The following is a 17724-nucleotide window of genomic DNA, read 5'->3' on the forward strand; positions in this document are numbered from 1 at the left end:
TTTAATATATCGTTTTATGAAAATATACTACGCGTTTGCCTTTATCGCCCTGCTCTGCTCAAATCTTCTTAGTGCTTCAGAAAAACCGCTGATCGCTCAAAGCTCTAAAATTGAAAAAGTCACTGTGTTTTTGCAAGGCGCAACTATTGAACGTAGTGCTTCGGTACAATTGAGAACAGGTGTTAACGAACTCGTTTTTGACAATCTATCCCCAGATATTATCGAAAACAGTATTCAGCTGAGAGGCCTTAAAGACGCCAGTATTTTGTCTATTGCTTTTAATCTGGATTACCTTGATAAAAAAAATGTTTCCGCAGAATATGAATCGCTAGAAACGAGATTAGACGAACTTCTTTTTGAAAGAAATGCTATTCAAAGTACAATTGAAGGTTACGAGCGTGAGCTTAAATTGCTTTCAGAAAATCAGCGTATCAATAGCGATAATACCGATTTATCCTTAGAAAAAATCAAACAAATAAGTACCTATTATCGGCAACGCAGCACCGAAATTCAGAATACGATTTACAAACAAAAAAGAGCGCTGCAAGACTTGGAACGCGATATTAATGATCATCGCCAGCAAATGAATAATCTTGAAGATTCTCGTAAAGAAATGCGCGGCGAGATTACTGTAAAACTTCAAGCAGAAAGCGCTTCTTATCTAAATATGGAGCTCTCTTATAATATTGAGAATGCAGGCTGGTTTCCATTTTATGATATTCGCGCCAACAATACGACAGACCCCATTGAACTCAGTTATAAAGCTAGTGTTTACCAGCAAAGTGGCATAGATTGGGACGACGTGAATCTCGTGTTGTCTACAGGTGACCCAAATACTAATAACCTCAAACCCGACTTGCAACCTAAATACCTCAATTTCGTTAATAGAAATTACAAGCGCTCAAGCGCGGTAAGCCGAAGTAATTTTAAACACAATCCTACAGTAAGAAGTGTTTCCGGTATCGTTACCGACGATTCAGGAGCGCCGCTTCCGGGAGTTAATATTGCTCAAACCGGTTCGACTAATGGCACAACTAGTGATTTTAATGGTAAGTATCGAATTGCCATAAACAATTCTGGAGGTAATGAATTAAGGTATTCTTATGTGGGATTTGAAACCCAATCGATCCCGGTTTATGCATCGATGATGAATGTGCGATTAGAAGCAAATCAGGAAGTTTTAGAGGAAGTTGCTATAGTTGGCTATGAGACGACAGATGTATCAAGAGCCTTGGCAGGTAAAGCTGCTGGGATTAATATTAGAGGTTCAAATTCTGTGGCTCCTGCTTCTTACAATGAAAATGTTCAGGCCAAGGAAGAAAGTTTAACTAACACTCGTTTTGAAATCAAAAAGCGCTATACGATCGTTTCTAATTCAGACATCACTACTATAGAGATTGATGCGTTCAACCTTCCGGCAAACTATCAACATTACGCGGCACCAGAGCTCAATGAGAATGTGTTTTTAACCGCGACCGTGACTGATTGGGAGCGTTATGATCTGCTGCAAGGCGAAGCCAATATTTATTTTGAAGGAAGCTACGCAGGCAAAACCGCTATCAGTCCGTTAGCTACAACAGACAGTCTTGAAATCTCTCTGGGCATCGATCCTAACATTATTGTCAAACGCGAGAAAAAAGACAATTTTAAAAGCAAATCTTTGTTGGGCGGCACTCGCGTGGTTACAAACGCTTATGAAATTTCGGTGCGTAATTCTAAAAGCTCAACGATTAACTTGCTCCTAGAAGATCGCATACCTGTTTCTCAAAATAAGGAGATTAAAATCTCTGACCAAGAAACTGCTGATGCCGATTATGATGAACAAACAGGAATTCTTAAATGGAAATTAGAATTAGCTCCTAAAGCTTCAGCAACTAAAAATTTCTCGTACGAAGTGCGCTACCCGAAAGACCGCTATATAAACTTATAATTATGACGCAACCCCGACTACTTATTTTTGATGTTAATGAAACGCTTCTAGATCTGAAACCATTAGCACGCCGAATCAATGCTGTATTAAGCGATGAGCATGCTTTTGAGCTTTGGTTTAGTACGCTGTTGCACTATTCTTTAGTGGAAACGGTAAGTGGAAAACATCAAGATTTTAGTAAGATCGCCAAAGCCACGTTTAAAATGACAGCGGCCAAATACAAAAAAATGCTGGCGGAAGAAGAAATTGACAGCATTCTGGGTTTGATTACACAGCTTCCGGCACACAGCGATGTTTCTAAAGCTTTATCCAAGCTGAAGAATAAATACACTTTAGTGGCCTTAACTAACGGAAACAGTCAAGTTGCAAAAGAACAATTAAATTTTGCCGAAATAGCACCATTATTTGATCGCATTTTTAGCGTAGATGAAGCCGAAGCTTTTAAACCGAATGCAAAACCTTATCAATTTGTGCTCAGCAAGATGCAAGTTGATCCCGAAAATGCTATGTTGGTCGCAGCCCATGGTTGGGATATCACCGGTGCACAACGCGCCGGACTTCAAACCAGCTTTATTGCTCGTGAAGGAAAATTCAAATACCCCCTTGCAGAACAGCCCACTTACGATTGCAAGGATTTAAATGAGTTAGTTGAACGTTTGACCTGAGTTGATGGCATCTATGGTGTCTGGCTTGATTTCCCATGTAAAATCGCTGTAGGTATTCCCCGTTCCGGTAAGTTGCATCGAAAAACCAATTGTGACAGCTGGATCTTGATCTATTGGTAAAAGAATAGAAGTCAAACCTGCAGCCGGACCTTCGGTTGCTGTCACTTCCCCTTCATAACTCAGAAATTGAATCACATTATTTGAAGGGTCTACCAAAGCTATTCCATCATTCGGTCCATTTTGTATGTCTGGTGTAGATATATTTTTAACTCCTAGCCCATTCTCAATTTCCACAATAATGCCAGAAATAGTATGAGTGTCTATTATCCCCCCATCACTACCATTATATTCAATAATTCTATAACCTGTTAAATCAATCCCAGCCGAACCTGCTATCTCTACACGTTCATTAACATCACCACTCACATTATCATAATGAATCTCATTAATCCAAAGGTTCACATCATTATCTACTACAGTAAGATCAAAAGCTGAGTTCGCACCAATTGTTGGTGCGCCTGAGCCGCCACTCGCATTGGTTATCGAAAATAAGATCTGCTCATTACCCTCAACTTCTGTGTCATCTACCAGTGTGAATACTTCGATAGCATTAAAAACCTGAGTATCTGGTGGAATCGTGATTACTTGAGCGGTAGTTTCGACCAAATCATCATACGATGATGCCGCAACAGTTAGGGTGAGTCCGTTAGTTGCTGAAGGATTAGTGATATTAAACTCCAAATCAATAGCTACATCACTTTCGCTTTGCGAAGTTTCCGTTATCGTAAAAGATACTTCAGTGGGCTGGACAGAGTTTTGAAGTAGATAAATATTTTCCCAAAAGGTTCCGTTGTAAACCTGCAAACCATAAATAGAAGCATCAGGATCATTCACAAAAACCATCAACCCGGTATCTGCATCTGTAGGATTGATCAAATCTCGTTGTGCCACGGTAACGCGTGGAGGCATTAAACCTTTAAAACTTCCATCCGACGCTTCGCTGTTAATTTCCAGCATAGAAGATTCGCTAGGACTTGTAGTACCAATCCCTACTTGAGCATAAAGGCAGTAATTTCCGAAAAGTAAAAGGAGTAAAAATGTTTTCATACTTACACATTTAAAATTAAATGGTAAGTCAAGCTGCTGATAGGGGACAGCTTACAGTAGATTGGGCTAATCTAAATTAGAAAAAATCTACATCAAAACAAATTATAATCTGAAAATCAACGCATTACTATTTTTCATCAATATCAAAAGCAGCATCAGGCTTTTTGTTAGGATTGTAATTGAACATCCCTTCCCCCTTAGCAATCACCGAAGAAACCGTAGCATCACCAGTAACGTTTACCACAGTTCTACACATATCAAGAATACGATCTACCGGGAAAATAATACCAATCCACGCCGGATTTAAACCTACAGACTCCAATACAATTATAAGCATCACTAAGCCCGCGCTAGGTACTGCTGCTGACCCAATAGACGCTAAAGTAGCAGTTAATACGATAGTCAGTTGTTGGCCAATGGTAAGGTCAATCATATGCAGCTGCGCAAGAAAAACAACGGCAACCGCCTGATACAGGCAGGTACCGTCCATATTGACCGTGGCACCAATAGGCAATACAAAACTGGTCACCTTTTTATCGACACCTAGATTGTCTTCAACACATTCCATAGTTACGGGAAGTGTCGCCGCGCTACTTGAAGTTGAAAACGCCAAGGTTTGTGCAGGTCCCATCGCTCTGAAAAAACCGAAATACGAAACTTTTCTTACAAATATTTTAAATATCAGCGGGTAGATCACAAAGATCATAAGCCCTAGCCCTCCAAAAACAGTGAGCGAATACCAACTCAAGCCTTTAAAGATCTCTACTACTTTACCAATGTCGTTACCGGCCATTTGGCTGACCACACCGGCAAGTAAGGCGAATACAAAAAATGGTGCAGCTTGCATAGTAAAGTCGACCATTTTTAAGAAGACTTCCATAATACCATCAACTGCTTTGGTGACCGGGGCTACTTTTTTCTGATCTATAAACAGCATACTGATGCCAAAAAATAAACCGAAAAAAATAACCTGAAGCATCAAGCCATTATCTGCCAGCGAACTGAAAAAATTATCTGGTACAATATCAACTAACGGCTGCAATGGTCCGGCATCTTTGGTAGCATCTGCGGCCTGCATTTTATCATTCATCGAAGCGTCTTTCAGATCGCTTTTAGTAAGGTCTGAAATCTCCCGCGCGCGATCCATAAATTCAGGATCTTGTAAGTAATTGATACCGTCTTTGATTACATAGCCTTCTTCGGCAGCCCAAATCTCATAACTGATACGGTTGTCAATTCGGCTTTGCTCATCAACTAGTTTACCAGGGCCAATAAGATTTACGAGAAATAACCCCATCCCAACCGCGAGCACGGTTGTTACCAGATAGGCGAGCAAGGTCTTCCCTCCCATTCTACCTAAACTTGCAGGATCACCTAGATTAGCAACACCACTTATTATCGAAAAAAGCACTAGCGGAACCGCAATGAGTTTCAGAAGATTGATAAAGATCTTTCCAAAAGGAGCGATCCAATCTATGGTAAACTGACTCCATCCTAATTGGCTAGAAATTAAGGCCCAAATTATACCAAGAACGAGACCAATAATTATCTTCCAATGTAGTGCGATTTTCTTCATAAATAAGTGCTTTGTTACTTTGAGCTGAAAGATAAACAAAATCCCTATCTAGTGTAAGCTTCCGCGCGCTTTTGATGCGGAATTGTTAGTAAATCCTTGATTTTGTCGAAAAATAAATAAGAAGATTTTAAGTTCACCCTCCAGTGGTAAACGCACAAGGTAAACGCTCGAAACCTATTTCAATTTTGAGGAAGTATAACCCTTTGACCGCGTCAAAAAAAAGCTCCAGTATTTAACTGAAGCTTTTGCAAATAACATAATAATGGCTAAATCTTTGAGCCTTTGTTTAATAGCATATAATCTGCCAGAACCAATGCTGCCATTGCTTCTACAATTGGCACTGCACGAGGTACAACACACGGATCGTGGCGCCCCTTTCCTTGCATTTCGGTGGCGTTTCCTTCTTTATCAATAGTTGGCTGATTTTGCATAATGGTCGCAACCGGTTTAAACGCTACTCGGAAATAAATATCCATCCCATTACTGATTCCGCCTTGAATACCACCGCTCAGATTGGTCTTTGTGCTTCCGTCTGCATTAAAGAGATCGTTGTGCTCACTACCCAGCATAGAAGCCCCGTGAAAACCGCTTCCGTATTCAAAACCTTTTACGGCATTTATGGAGAGCATTGCCTTGCCCAGCTCAGCGTGCAGTTTGTCAAAAACCGGTTCGCCAAGACCAACAGGCACATTTTGAATCACGCACATCACGGTCCCGCCAATGGTATCTCCTGCTTTACGTATTTCTTTGATCTTATCGATCATTTTTTCTGCGAAAGCCTCATCAGGACAACGCACGATATTGGATTCGATCTTATCAAAATCCAATTCCTGATACGGCGTCGTCATATGAATTTCTCCTACCGAATCAACAAACGCATTGATCTTAATGTCTTTTAAAAACTGCTTAGCAATCGCTCCTGCCGCTACTCTACTCGCAGTTTCCCGCGCTGAAGATCTTCCGCCGCCGCGATAATCACGTACGCCGTATTTTTGGTCATAGGTATAATCTGCGTGTGAAGGACGATAGGTATCTTTGATATGGCTGTAATCGTGTGACTTTTGATTGGTATTCACAATATTGAACCCGATAGGAGTTCCTGTAGTTTTTCCTTCAAAAATCCCTGAAAAGAAATTCACCGAATCCGGCTCTTTACGCTGGGTTACAATTTTAGATTGCCCCGGTTTGCGGCGTTCCATATCGCGATACACCAGATCCAGATCGATCTCGATCCCGGCCGGACAGCCGTCAATGATACCACCTATAGCTTCCCCGTGAGATTCTCCAAAGGTGGTAAGCGTAAATAATTTTCCAAAAGTATTACCTGCCATAACAAATTGTTGAGTGGCGAAAATAATGTGTTTTTGGCTAAAAGCCTTACCCAGAATGCGCTAATTGAAACTAAAAATCTTAAAAGACTAAAATTATTTAATAATCACATAAAGCTACCGTAACACCTATGCATGTAATTTGTTAAAAATCATATTCTTTGAAACGTAAAGTTGAACTCGTTATCCTTTCTGATGTGCATCTGGGTACTTATGGTGCGCACGCAAAAGAACTGGTAAGTTATCTGCAAAGTATAAAGCCTAAAACGCTGGTTTTAAACGGAGACATCATCGATATCTGGCAATTTAGAAAGCGGTATTTTCCAAAATCGCATTTACAAGTGATCAAAAAGATCATTTCGTTGGCTGCCAAGGGAACCAAAGTCTATTACATCACCGGAAATCACGACGAGAAACTGCGTAAATTCAGTCCGGTGGAATTTGGAAATATTTCCATTCTAGATAAGTTGGTTTTAAATTTAGACGGAAAAAAGGCCTGGATTTTTCACGGTGATGTGTTTGACGCTTCGATACAGCACACCAAGTGGATCGCGAAACTAGGCGGTTGGGGCTATGATTTTCTTATCATTCTCAACAGCTTTATCAATTGGTGTCTGGTAAGCTTAGGAAGACCGAAATATTCGCTATCTAAAAAGATCAAAAACAGCGTCAAAAAAGCCGTAAGCTTTATCACCGATTTTGAAGAAACCGCTGCCGAGCTCGCTATCGAGAACCAATTTGACTATGTGATCTGCGGGCACATTCACCAACCCCAAATGCGTAAGGTTGAAACCTCACAAGGAGCTTGCCTATATCTCAACAGCGGCGATTGGATCGAAAATCTTACCGCATTAGAATACGACAAAGGCATCTGGTCTTTAATGGAATATGAAAAACAAAACCTACCTGAAACACAAGAGGATGAATCGGTAAACACTGAGATCGATCCTGTTGCGCTATTGGCTTCAATTAAAACTTTTTAATCCAGAATTTTCAGCTTTGCAAAACGCAATAAAAGCTTTTTGATTCCGCCGGTTTGAAATTGAATTTCTGCTTTTTGATCCTGCCCCACTCCTTCTAAATTCAATACCTGCCCACGACCAAAACGGCTATGTTCTACGTGCATCCCTTTCTGTAGTTTTCCGTTAAGTTCATCGGTTTGTGGTGCCGAAGCAGCTTGAGGACGAAGCTTTCTTAATTTTCGCAGCTGTTCTTCAGAAGGTTTACCCATCGTGGGCGGTGTACCGCTTACCGGTTTTTTTAGCCGTAATTTACTCTTATCAGGTTCGCCAAAAATATCGCTGTCAATCATAGGTTTGTAGCGATAGGTATCCATCGGTGTTTGGATGTCTAAATATTGCTCATCGATCTCTTCAATAAAACGGCTGGGTTCTGCATCTATAAGTTTTCCCCATCGATATCTCGATTCGGTATAGGTGAGATAGGCTTGTTTTTCTGCACGCGTCAACGCCACATAAAACAGGCGGCGCTCTTCTTCGAGTTCGCTGCGCGTGTTCATACTCATTCCGCTAGGGAACAGGTCTTCTTCCATCCCAACGATATACACGTATGGGAATTCTAGTCCTTTTGCCAAGTGAATCGTCATCAGTGAAACACGGTCAATATCATCAACTTCCTTATCCATATCTGTTGCCAAAGCAACATCTTCTAAGAATTCGGTTAAGCTTCCGGTGGCGTCAGCGATTTCCTTTTGTCCTTCCACAAAATCGCGCATACCGTTGAGTAATTCTTCAATATTCTCAATTCGCGCGATCCCTTCCGGCGTACCGTCTTTTTTGAGTTCTTGTAATAATCCGGTTTTACGTGCTACTGTTTCTGCAACTGCAAAAGCATCTTGATTTTCGCTCATAATTTTAAAGCTGTGAATCATATTCACAAAATTATAGAGCTTGTTTTTTGTGCTGTTGTTGATGTTGATATCCAGATGCTGAATATTCTCCATCACCTCAAAAATCGAACGGTTGTATTGTTTAGAAGCGATCGTCAGACGATCAAGCGTGGTCGCTCCTATTCCTCGAGCGGGATAATTAATAATTCTTTTAAGCGCTTCCTCGTCATTAGGATTAACCAAAATACGCAGATACGCCAGCACATCTTTAATTTCTTTGCGTTGATAAAACGATAAACCACCAAAAATACGATAAGGAATTTCGCGCTTACGTAAGGCGTCTTCCATCGCACGCGATTGTGCATTGGTTCTGTACAAAATCGCAAAATCGCTGTGTTTAAGCTGCTGGTTCATCTTGGTCTCAAAGATGTTGCTCGCTACATAACGCCCTTCTTCCCCATCTGTCAAAGAGCGATGCACAATGATCTTGGGTCCACTATCATTTGCGGTCCAAACGACTTTATCCAGCTTGGTCTGGTTGTGCTCAATAACTGAGTTTGCCGCCTCAACAATATTCTTTGTGGAACGATAATTTTGCTCTAAACGATAGACTTTTACATCGTCATAATCTCGTTGAAAGTTGAGAATGTTATTAATATTCGCTCCGCGGAAAGCATAAATACTCTGTGAATCATCTCCTACCACACAGATGTTTTGATAACGGTCTGCAAGTGCTTTTACAATAAGATATTGTGAATGGTTCGTATCCTGGTACTCATCAACCAGAATGTATTGAAAACGCTTTTGATACTTTGCTAAAACTTCAGGAAAACGCGCCAACAATTCATTGGTTCGCAGCAATAAATCATCAAAATCCATTGCTCCGGCTTTAAAACAGCGATCCACATATTCTTTATAAATCTCACCCAAGCGTGGCTTTTTTGCCATCGCATCGGCTTCCATCAGTTCAGGATTTTGAAAATAAGCCTTGACCGTGATCAAACTGTTTTTGAAAGAAGAAATACGGCTATGCACTTGCTTGTACTTGTAGATATCCTTATCCAGTCCCATTTCTTTGATGATCGCAGAAATAAGACGCTGCGAATCCTGAGAATCATATATCGTAAAGTTGGGCGGAAAACCAAGGTGATGTCCTTCAATACGCAGAATTTTTGCAAAAACCGAGTGAAAGGTTCCCATCCACAAGTTCTTGGCTTCGCTATTCCCTACAATAGTCCCGATACGGGTTTTCATCTCACGCGCCGCTTTGTTTGTAAACGTGAGCGATAAAATATTAAACGCATCTACACCTTGCTGCATCAAGTGTGCAATACGCATCGTAAGTACTCTGGTTTTCCCCGAACCTGCACCGGCAATCACCATCATCGCTCCTTCTTTCTGTAAAACCGGTGCGCGTTGTGCTTCATTTAATCCTGCTAAAAGTGCCTCCAAAACAATTCAATTTTTTTAAAATAATGGGACTTAAAAAAGATCGTGCAGCGCAAAACGAGCGTGCAAGAATCTCAATATCTGCCAAAGGGCGAAAATTAAGGAAACTTATTTTTTTAGCAGAATTCCAACCGTGTTAGTTATCAAGAATTTTTCAGCAGTATTTGTTCTCTAAAGAGGTTTGAAAAGAATTTTAGTTCATTGAAAAAAACTTCCTGAATCGACGCAACCTTTTTAAAATAAAGCATCTATGAAGTAACAATCAATCAATAAACGACAGCATGAAAACTAATTACCTTTTTCTTTTCATCTTCTGCTCCTTACTTTTTATATCCTGTACCGAAGATGGAGCACTTTCTGAATCTGAAGACAGTTTTACCGAAGATGGACTAGCTTCAACTGAGCCTGGCGGCGAATCCTCTGGAGTGGGTGATGGTTATGGTTCGCAAGACAACTCTGGTATCGTAACCGCCGGAGAGTGGAATGACCTCGCCAACTGGAGTTTCTGGCAAAATCTACTCAACCAAGAAGAAGCCGATGCTTTTACTTCTGATTGGCAATTTAACACAGCAAACAGATTTTCTTTTAAGGTTACAGATGCGAGCAATCTTCCTGCCGTTGATATTCCTATCAATGTAAAGCAAGGCAACAACATCGTTTGGGAGGCACGAACTGATAACCAGGGAACCGCAGAATTATGGATCGATCTTAAAAATAACACGCAGAAAACAGCTGATGCTTCGACGTACAGCTTTTACATAAACAATACTCCTATAACTGCTTCGGTACACGCTTTTGCTCAGGGTGTAAATACCATTAAACTGAACGCAAGTGTGCCGGTGCAATCTAAAGTTGACCTGGCTTTTATTGTGGATGCAACAGGCTCTATGGGTGATGAGATGGACTTTCTAAAAGATGATCTAAAACAGGTTATTCAAAATGTAAAAAGCAACGATGGTAACTTGCAAATTTCAACAGGCACGGTTTTTTACCGGGATACCGGTGATGCTTATGTGGTTAAAGAGTCGGCATTTACCACAAATCTCGAAAGCACGCTAAGTTTTATAAGCGACCAAGAAGCCGAAGGTGGTGGCGATTTTCCAGAAGCTGTACATACTGCTTTAAAAGCGGGAGTTGATCAGTTGCAATGGTCTACCTCAGCCAAAAGTAGAATCGCATTTCTGCTGCTCGATGCGCCACCGCATAACGAATCTCAGATCAAAGACGATATGCATACTTCCATTCAAAAAGCTGCAAAAAAAGGAATAAAGATCATTCCTATTGTTGCAAGTGGCATCAATAAAGAAACCGAATTCCTGATGCGAAATTTTAGCATTACCACTAACGGGACTTATGTATTTATTACAAACGACAGCGGCGTGGGTAACGACCATCTAGAACCTACTGTTGGGGAATATGAAGTAGAATATTTAAAAGATTTGATGGTGCGTTTGATCACTAAATACACCGAGTAAACTACCGGGTAGCGAACCTGGGGAAGATAACACCTCTGGTGACGCCCGTAAAAATAGATGTTGGAGAGGAAAAGGACGTGATTTTCGTTAGATCGAGAACACGTCCTTTTTATTTTAAATCCATTCAAAGTGAAAAGATGCGCGCTGTAAATTATCAATATAGTATCATTTCACCAGAAAATTCACATAACCACAATTCGTAGCCTATTCGTTTTAGCTTCCCGAGCTTTTCAATATATTTATTCTTTGTTAAGATTTTTTTATGAAACTAAAACGTTTTGTTTTTGGGCTCTTCTCCCTACTGATTTCTATTTACGCTGAAGCTCAGAAAAAGGTTGAAGGACCACTCATTCACGGGTATGGCGAGACATTTGCTGTTCCGCAACCCGACTTGGCTGTTGATACAGAAGCCGACTACAAAGTTGTTTTTGATATTGCAAATGCGCCGGAAGATCCCGCTAAGCTTAACCCATATTTCAACACAGTAGCACGCTTTTTAAATATGCACGCCCACGCCGGGATAGAAAAATCAAAACTTCAGCCCGTACTCGTAGTCCACGGAAGCGCTGCATTTGGTCTGCTAAAAAATAAATTCTACAAAGAACAATTTGGTGTTGACAACCCCAATCTTGAATTACTCAATACATTACACAAACTAAAGATCCCGGTAATATTATGTGGTCAAACCGCCGGTGCGCGCGATATTTCAGTTGAAAAGCGCTGGGGAAAAACGCAGCTAGCACTTTCGGCCATGACCGCATTGATACAATATCAAAATATGGATTACGCATTAATTTCCTTCTAAATTCTATCTTATGAAACAACTAAACACACTGTTTTTCTTCGCTTTAGGGTTGAGTGCTTTTGCTCAATCTGCAAATCCCGACTTGATCGCAGCCGCTGAAGCGATTGAGCCTAAAGTGATCAACTGGCGTCACGATATTCACGAACATCCTGAATTGAGCAACCGTGAATTTGAAACTGCCGCTAAAGTCGCCAAACATCTAGAGTCCTTAGGTATTGAGGTTCAAACTGAAGTGGCTAAAACCGGAGTTGTAGGTATTTTGAAAGGTGACCATCCGGGAAAAGTGGTTGCGCTTCGTGCAGATATGGATGCACTTCCGGTTACCGAACGTAACGATTTGTCCTTTAAAAGCGAAGTAACCACAACTTTCATGGGTGCTGAAACCGGTGTGATGCACGCCTGTGGTCACGACACACACGTTGCGATCCTTATGGGTACTGCCGAAGTTTTAGCTCAAAATAAAGACAAAATTCACGGGACGGTAAAGTTTATTTTTCAGCCGGCTGAAGAGGGAGCGCCTCCGGGAGAAGAAGGCGGTGCTGCGCTGATGATCAAAGAAGGCGTTTTAAAAAGTCCGGATGTGGATGCCATTTTTGGATTGCACATCAACAGCGCGACTCCGGTAGGAACCATTGCGTACAAACCCGGTGGGACGATGGCTGCCGTTGAACGTTTTGTGGTCAATATCAAAGGAAAACAAACGCACGGCTCGCAACCTTGGGGTGGTGTTGATCCTATTTACATTGCATCAAAAGTCGTTGATGGTTTTCAGTCGATCATCAGTAGAGAGTCCAATTTGCTTGTAGAACCTGCCGTAATCACCGTTGGTAAAATCACCGCCGGTGTACGTTTTAATATAATTCCTGAAAGTGCAGAACTTATAGGTACGGTACGCACGCTTGATCCTGATATGCGCGAGTTGATCATGAGACGTATGACGGAAATGAGCGAAGGATTAGCAAAAGCCTACGGCGGAAGCGCAACTATTGAATTCCAAAGCAATACCGCCATCACCTATAACGACCTCGAACTTACTGAGCAAATGCTACCTACCCTTCAAGGAGTGGCAGGAACAGAAAATGTAAAACTGGTTAAAGCCACTACCGGTGGAGAAGACTTCAGTTATTTTCAAGAAGAAGTACCGGGATTCTTCTTTTTCTTAGGCGGAATGACTCCGGGAAATACCGAAGCTTATCCACATCATACGCCAGATTTTCAAATTGATGACGACGGAATGCTATTAGGTGTTAAAACCATGTCACAGCTGGTAGTTGATTATCTAAGTGCTTCTTAATAGTAACACGCATACCTTTTATGAAAAGAGTCCCCTTACTGCTCTGCATTTTGTTTTTAAATATCTTAGGATGTAAACAAGCTGAACCCTTATCATTAACTCAAATACAAAACCCCGTAGGTAGCGAGAACATCGCTTACCAATGGGGTTTTCTTGCACTTGAAGCTACCGCTCACGACACTGAATGGTTTAACCCCAGACCCACCGTGACCTCCCGCTTTTTAGGGTTGATTTTTACAGCAACCTTTGACGCGTGGTCGAGATATGATGCGGCGGCTACACCAGTTTACCTTCAAGATGTTGATCGCACGCCTGCGAAAGAACACAATCTTCGCAACAAAGAGATCGCTATCAGTTATGCTGCCTATCGCGCAATGTGCGAATACTACCCTAAAGACCAACCGATGTTCGCTGAGTTTATGAACACGCTAGGCCTAGATCCCAAAGATGAAAGTACAGACGCATCAACTCCCGTAGGTATTGGAAATCTAGCAGCAAGGGCAGTGATTGAAGCCCGTACCGGCGATGGTGCCAATCAATACGGTGAAGAAACCGGCTCAGACGGAATTACCTATTTTGATTACACTGGCTATAAGCCGGTAAATTCAGATACGATTATGGTAGATCCCAACCGCTGGCAACCTAAATATTTTACCGATAATAACGGTAAAAAATATGCACCCGGATGCTTAACTCCGTATTGGGACAAAGTAAAACCCATTGGTTTAAAATCTGGTGATCAGTTCAGACCCGGACCTCCTCCGCTTATCGGTTCTGAGGAATTAAAAACTCAAGTAGATGAGGTTGTAACGCTTCAGGCCAATTTAAGCGATGCAGACAAAGCACTCGTTGAATTTATGCGTGATGGACCAAAATCTGTGCAGCAAGCCGGACACTGGCTCAATTTTGCTCAGTTTGTATCACGCCGTGATCAGCACACCCTTGACCAAGATATCAAAATGTACTTTTATAATCAGATGGTAGCAATGGATGCATTCATCGCCTCTTGGGACTCTAAAATGTTCTATGATTTTGCCCGTCCCTATGCTTTAGTGCACGAATATTACAGCGGAAAAACAATCACCGCCTGGGGCGGAAAAGGCATTGGAATGATAGAAATGGATGGTAGCCAGTGGCGCCCTTACTCTCCGGACAACTTTTTGTGTCCGCCCTTTCCCAGTTATACTTCTGGTCATAGTACTATAAGTGGTGGTTGTGCTGAAGCTTTAAAACTATGGACCGGAAGTGATACTTTTGGTGCTGAAGCCACACTTGTTGCCGGAGCGCTTACCGAACCTAAACATTTAGGCGATACAATAACACTTAAATTTCCAACTTTTACTAAAGCAGGAGAAATGGCTGGAATTTCTCGAGTCATGGGTGGCTATCACATACAAGCCGATAATAACGCCGGTCTAGAACTGGGCCGCAACGTTGCACACGAAGATTATGTCTTCTATTTGAAACATGTAGGCAAATAATGCTTTTGGGTTAAAAATTCTTAAATTCTACGTATTTCGGGGTTTAGATACTCGCCGAAATAGTAAGTTTGAACCCTGAATTTTGATACCCGATATGAACGATTTTTTTACTTTTTTAGCGCTGATTCCGTGGTGGGCTTGGATACTCATCGTTTTAGTGATCATAGGCATTCGCGATGTTTTTTTCAATAAAAAACACATTATAACGCACAACTTCCCAATCGTGGGCCACATACGCTATATGCTAGAAAGTATAGGTCCGGAATTGCGACAGTATATCGTGGCCAACAACCGCGAAGAACTTCCGTTTAACCGTATCGAACGCGGCTGGATCTATGCTTCGGCAAAAAACCAAAACAACTATGAAGGTTTTGGTACCGACCAAAACATTTATGAAGCCAACTATATTTTCATCAACAATGCGATGATGGGCTTTAAAGTTCCACCGGAGCATCCCAATGCTAAGAATCCGTATTTTCTTCCTTGTGCAAAAGTGATGGGAGCCTATAACAAGCGACGCAAGCCTTATCGCCCGGCTTCGGCGATCAATGTTTCTGCAATGAGTTTTGGTTCACTTTCCGCCAGAGCAATCGAGTCGCTTAATCGCGGGTGTAAACTGGCACACGCTTACCATAACTGCGGTGAGGGAGGTCTTTCTCCATATCACAAAAAAGGTGCAGACATCGTTTATCAAATAGGTACAGGGTACTTTGGCGTTCGTGATGAGCACGGAAATTTTTCCATGGAAAAAATGGTTGCTCTTGTTGAAGCTAACCCTGAGATCAAAGCTATTGAAGTAAAGCTTTCGCAAGGCGCAAAACCCGGAAAAGGAGGCGTACTTCCGGCCTCTAAGATCACTCAGGAAATTTCTGAAATACGCCACGTGCCTATGGGCAAAGATGTGATCTCCCCTGCCACTCACACGGCTTTTGATGGTGTAGAAGGCTTGATCGAATTTGTAGAACAAATTGCTGAAGCGACCGGTCTTCCTGTCGGAATTAAAGCTGCAATAGGAAAACTTCAAGATTGGGAAAAGCTGGCTCAGCTGATGGTAAAAACCAATAAAGGTCCAGATTTTATTCAGGTTGACGGTGGCGAGGGCGGTACCGGTGCGGCTCCTCCAAGTTTTGCCGATCACGTTTCGCTTCCGTGGGTGTATGCGTTTAGTGATCTGTATAAGATCTTTAAAAAACACCATCTTACAGACCGTATTGTTTTTATAGGAAGTGGAAAATTAGGACTTCCGGCAAAAGGCGCAATGGCTTTTGCGATGGGTGCCGATGTGATCAATGTGGCTCGTGAAGCTATGCTTTCTATAGGTTGTATTCAGGCGAAAGCATGTCACAACAATACCTGCCCTAGTGGCGTTGCTACACAAAATAAGTGGTTGCAATCAGGAATCAATATCGAAGATAAAGCAGTACGGACTAACTTCTACTTTAAAAACTTTAGAAAAGAATTACTTGAGATCACTCACGCTTGTGGTTATGAACACCCGTGCCAGTTGACAACTGAAGATGTTGACTTAACTTTAGGCGATAAAAACTTGAGTCAGACGCTGGCGGCTTGTTTTACCTATCATAAAGTTGAAGTCCCTTTTGAAGGTATGTCTTCTTTATTAAACTGCCAGTATTTAGGCGGGCATTACGATAGAGAAACCGTGAAATCTGAAAAAAGTGGCCAAAAACAATTTGAAGACGTACGCTATTAATTATGAATGATATTTTAGACATTTTGATACCGGTGCTTCCGGCGGTGGTGGTAGGCTTACTCGCCTATTACTTTTTTGATGGATTTTTAAAGAACGAAGAAAACAGAAGGCGCTTTATTTTGCATAAGGAAGCTCAAACCGAAGCCTTACCCATAAGACTACAAGCTTATGAGCGGCTCACCTTATTTTTAGAGCGTATTTCACCTTTGCAATTACTTATCAGAGTAAAACCGACCGGCGAGGATAAAAAGGCGTATGTAGATTTGCTTGCAGCGACAATTGAGCAAGAATTTGAACATAATCTAACGCAGCAGGTTTATGTTTCTAACGAATGTTGGGCCGCAATTAAATCGGCTAAAAATACCTTGATCCAACAACTGAGAAAAACACTTGTAGATACGCAGCTCCAGAATGCTCAAGATATTCGGGAGTATATTTTAACAAATTTTGACGAGTCACAGAATCCTTCTTCGCTTGCTTTAGACTATCTTAAGGCTGAAGTTCAAGAGTTGTTCGGTTAAAAAACTATGCTATGCGCTACCTTCTTTCCCTAATTACCATTGTTTTCTTGCTCGTGGGATGTGATGAGCAAAAAAAAGAAAGCAGCTCAATCAATCCCATAAATTGGGAAAAACGTCGTGCTACTATTACTAATCAAGACAGCCTAAAACCCGCAAAAACCTATCTGGGCATTTATTCTGAAATTTATAGTACCTCAGAACACCTCACGCACGATTTAACGGTAACCGTGAGTTTGAGAAATACAAGCGAGACCGCGGCTGTGTATTTGACCAAAGGTGCTTATTATGATACCACCGGAAAACTCATTCACACCTATTTTGATTTCCCTATTGTTTTAAAACCTTTGGAAACTGTAGAAATCATAATTGAAGAAGGCGATAAAACCGGAGGTACCGGAGGAAACTTTATTTTTAATTGGCTCGATGATGCTTCAGTTACTGATCCCCTTTTTGAAGGAATAATGATCTCAACCCGAGGAACTCAAGGCCTCTCCTTTACCACCGAAGGAAAACGTATAGAATAATGACTTCCG

Annotated in this window: 14 protein-coding genes; 10 read left to right on the forward strand and 4 right to left on the reverse strand. The window is 41.5% G+C overall.

All coding sequences use genetic code 11. From position 1 onward, the window contains the following. Window positions 1-16 precede the first annotated feature (16 nt). Both LDL79_RS01680 and LDL79_RS01685 read left to right on the forward strand, forming a co-directional pair. Entirely contained in the window at window positions 17-1930 is a 1914-nt protein-coding gene (locus LDL79_RS01680) for a mucoidy inhibitor MuiA family protein (RefSeq protein ID WP_225598919.1), read from the forward strand. A gap of 2 nt (window positions 1931-1932) precedes the next feature. After that, complete coding sequence (locus LDL79_RS01685) at window positions 1933-2595, forward strand: haloacid dehalogenase type II (protein WP_225598920.1); 663 nt, start codon at window positions 1933-1935, stop codon at window positions 2593-2595. Here LDL79_RS01685 and LDL79_RS01690 read toward each other — a convergent pair. From LDL79_RS01690 to aroC, 3 genes are all read right to left on the reverse strand, one after another. Further along, window positions 2575-3702, reverse strand: coding sequence for a hypothetical protein (locus LDL79_RS01690; protein ID WP_225598921.1), 1128 nt, complete (start codon window positions 3700-3702; stop codon window positions 2575-2577). The genes LDL79_RS01685 and LDL79_RS01690 overlap by 21 nt on opposite strands. A 127-nt stretch (window positions 3703-3829) precedes the next feature. Further along, window positions 3830-5278, reverse strand: a complete 1449-nt coding sequence (locus LDL79_RS01695) for a dicarboxylate/amino acid:cation symporter (RefSeq protein WP_225598922.1) — start codon at window positions 5276-5278, stop codon at window positions 3830-3832. A gap of 266 nt (window positions 5279-5544) precedes the next feature. Continuing rightward, window positions 5545-6609 (reverse strand): chorismate synthase, encoded by a 1065-nt coding sequence (gene aroC / locus LDL79_RS01700; protein WP_072984727.1) that lies wholly within the window; start codon window positions 6607-6609, stop codon window positions 5545-5547. A 158-nt stretch (window positions 6610-6767) separates the two neighbouring features. Between aroC and LDL79_RS01705 the strand changes: the two genes are divergently transcribed. Continuing rightward, complete coding sequence (locus LDL79_RS01705) at window positions 6768-7589, forward strand: UDP-2,3-diacylglucosamine diphosphatase (RefSeq protein WP_225598923.1); 822 nt, start codon at window positions 6768-6770, stop codon at window positions 7587-7589. Here LDL79_RS01705 and LDL79_RS01710 read toward each other — a convergent pair. Then, window positions 7586-9907: an ATP-dependent helicase gene (locus LDL79_RS01710; RefSeq protein ID WP_225598924.1), complete on the reverse strand. Its 2322-nt coding sequence runs from the start codon at window positions 9905-9907 to the stop codon at window positions 7586-7588. The two genes, LDL79_RS01705 and LDL79_RS01710, sit on opposite strands and share 4 nt — an antisense overlap. 278 nt (window positions 9908-10185) lie before the next feature. On the opposite strand from LDL79_RS01710, the gene LDL79_RS01715 reads away from it, so the two are divergent. The 7 genes from LDL79_RS01715 to LDL79_RS01745 all read left to right on the forward strand — a co-directional run bounded on the left by LDL79_RS01715 (window position 10186) and on the right by LDL79_RS01745 (window position 17715). Continuing rightward, a complete protein-coding gene (locus tag LDL79_RS01715) occupies window positions 10186-11379 on the forward strand; it encodes a vWA domain-containing protein (RefSeq protein ID WP_225598925.1) in 1194 nt (397 codons plus the stop codon). A gap of 262 nt (window positions 11380-11641) precedes the next feature. Beyond that, the gene (locus tag LDL79_RS01720) at window positions 11642-12184 is read left to right on the forward strand and encodes a DsrE family protein (protein ID WP_072984707.1); all 543 of its coding nucleotides are present in this window, start codon (window positions 11642-11644) and stop codon (window positions 12182-12184) included. A gap of 10 nt (window positions 12185-12194) precedes the next feature. Beyond that, window positions 12195-13478, forward strand: coding sequence for an amidohydrolase (locus LDL79_RS01725; RefSeq protein ID WP_225598926.1), 1284 nt, complete (start codon window positions 12195-12197; stop codon window positions 13476-13478). Between the two features lie 20 nt (window positions 13479-13498). Continuing rightward, entirely contained in the window at window positions 13499-14959 is a 1461-nt protein-coding gene (locus LDL79_RS01730) for a vanadium-dependent haloperoxidase (protein WP_225598927.1), read from the forward strand. Between the two features lie 94 nt (window positions 14960-15053). Then, window positions 15054-16670, forward strand: a complete 1617-nt coding sequence (locus LDL79_RS01735; RefSeq protein ID WP_167596525.1) for an FMN-binding glutamate synthase family protein — start codon at window positions 15054-15056, stop codon at window positions 16668-16670. Between the two features lie 2 nt (window positions 16671-16672). Then, on the forward strand, window positions 16673-17191 hold the full coding sequence (locus tag LDL79_RS01740) for a DUF7935 family protein (RefSeq protein ID WP_225598928.1): 519 nt from the start codon (window positions 16673-16675) through the stop codon (window positions 17189-17191). Window positions 17192-17202: 11 nt separating this feature from the next. Continuing rightward, complete coding sequence (locus tag LDL79_RS01745; protein ID WP_072984697.1) at window positions 17203-17715, forward strand: DUF3124 domain-containing protein; 513 nt, start codon at window positions 17203-17205, stop codon at window positions 17713-17715. The last annotated feature ends 9 nt before the right edge of the window (window positions 17716-17724 follow it).

Source organism: Leeuwenhoekiella palythoae (assembly GCF_020310025.1).
Taxonomy (GTDB): Bacteria; Bacteroidota; Bacteroidia; order Flavobacteriales; family Flavobacteriaceae; genus Leeuwenhoekiella; species Leeuwenhoekiella palythoae.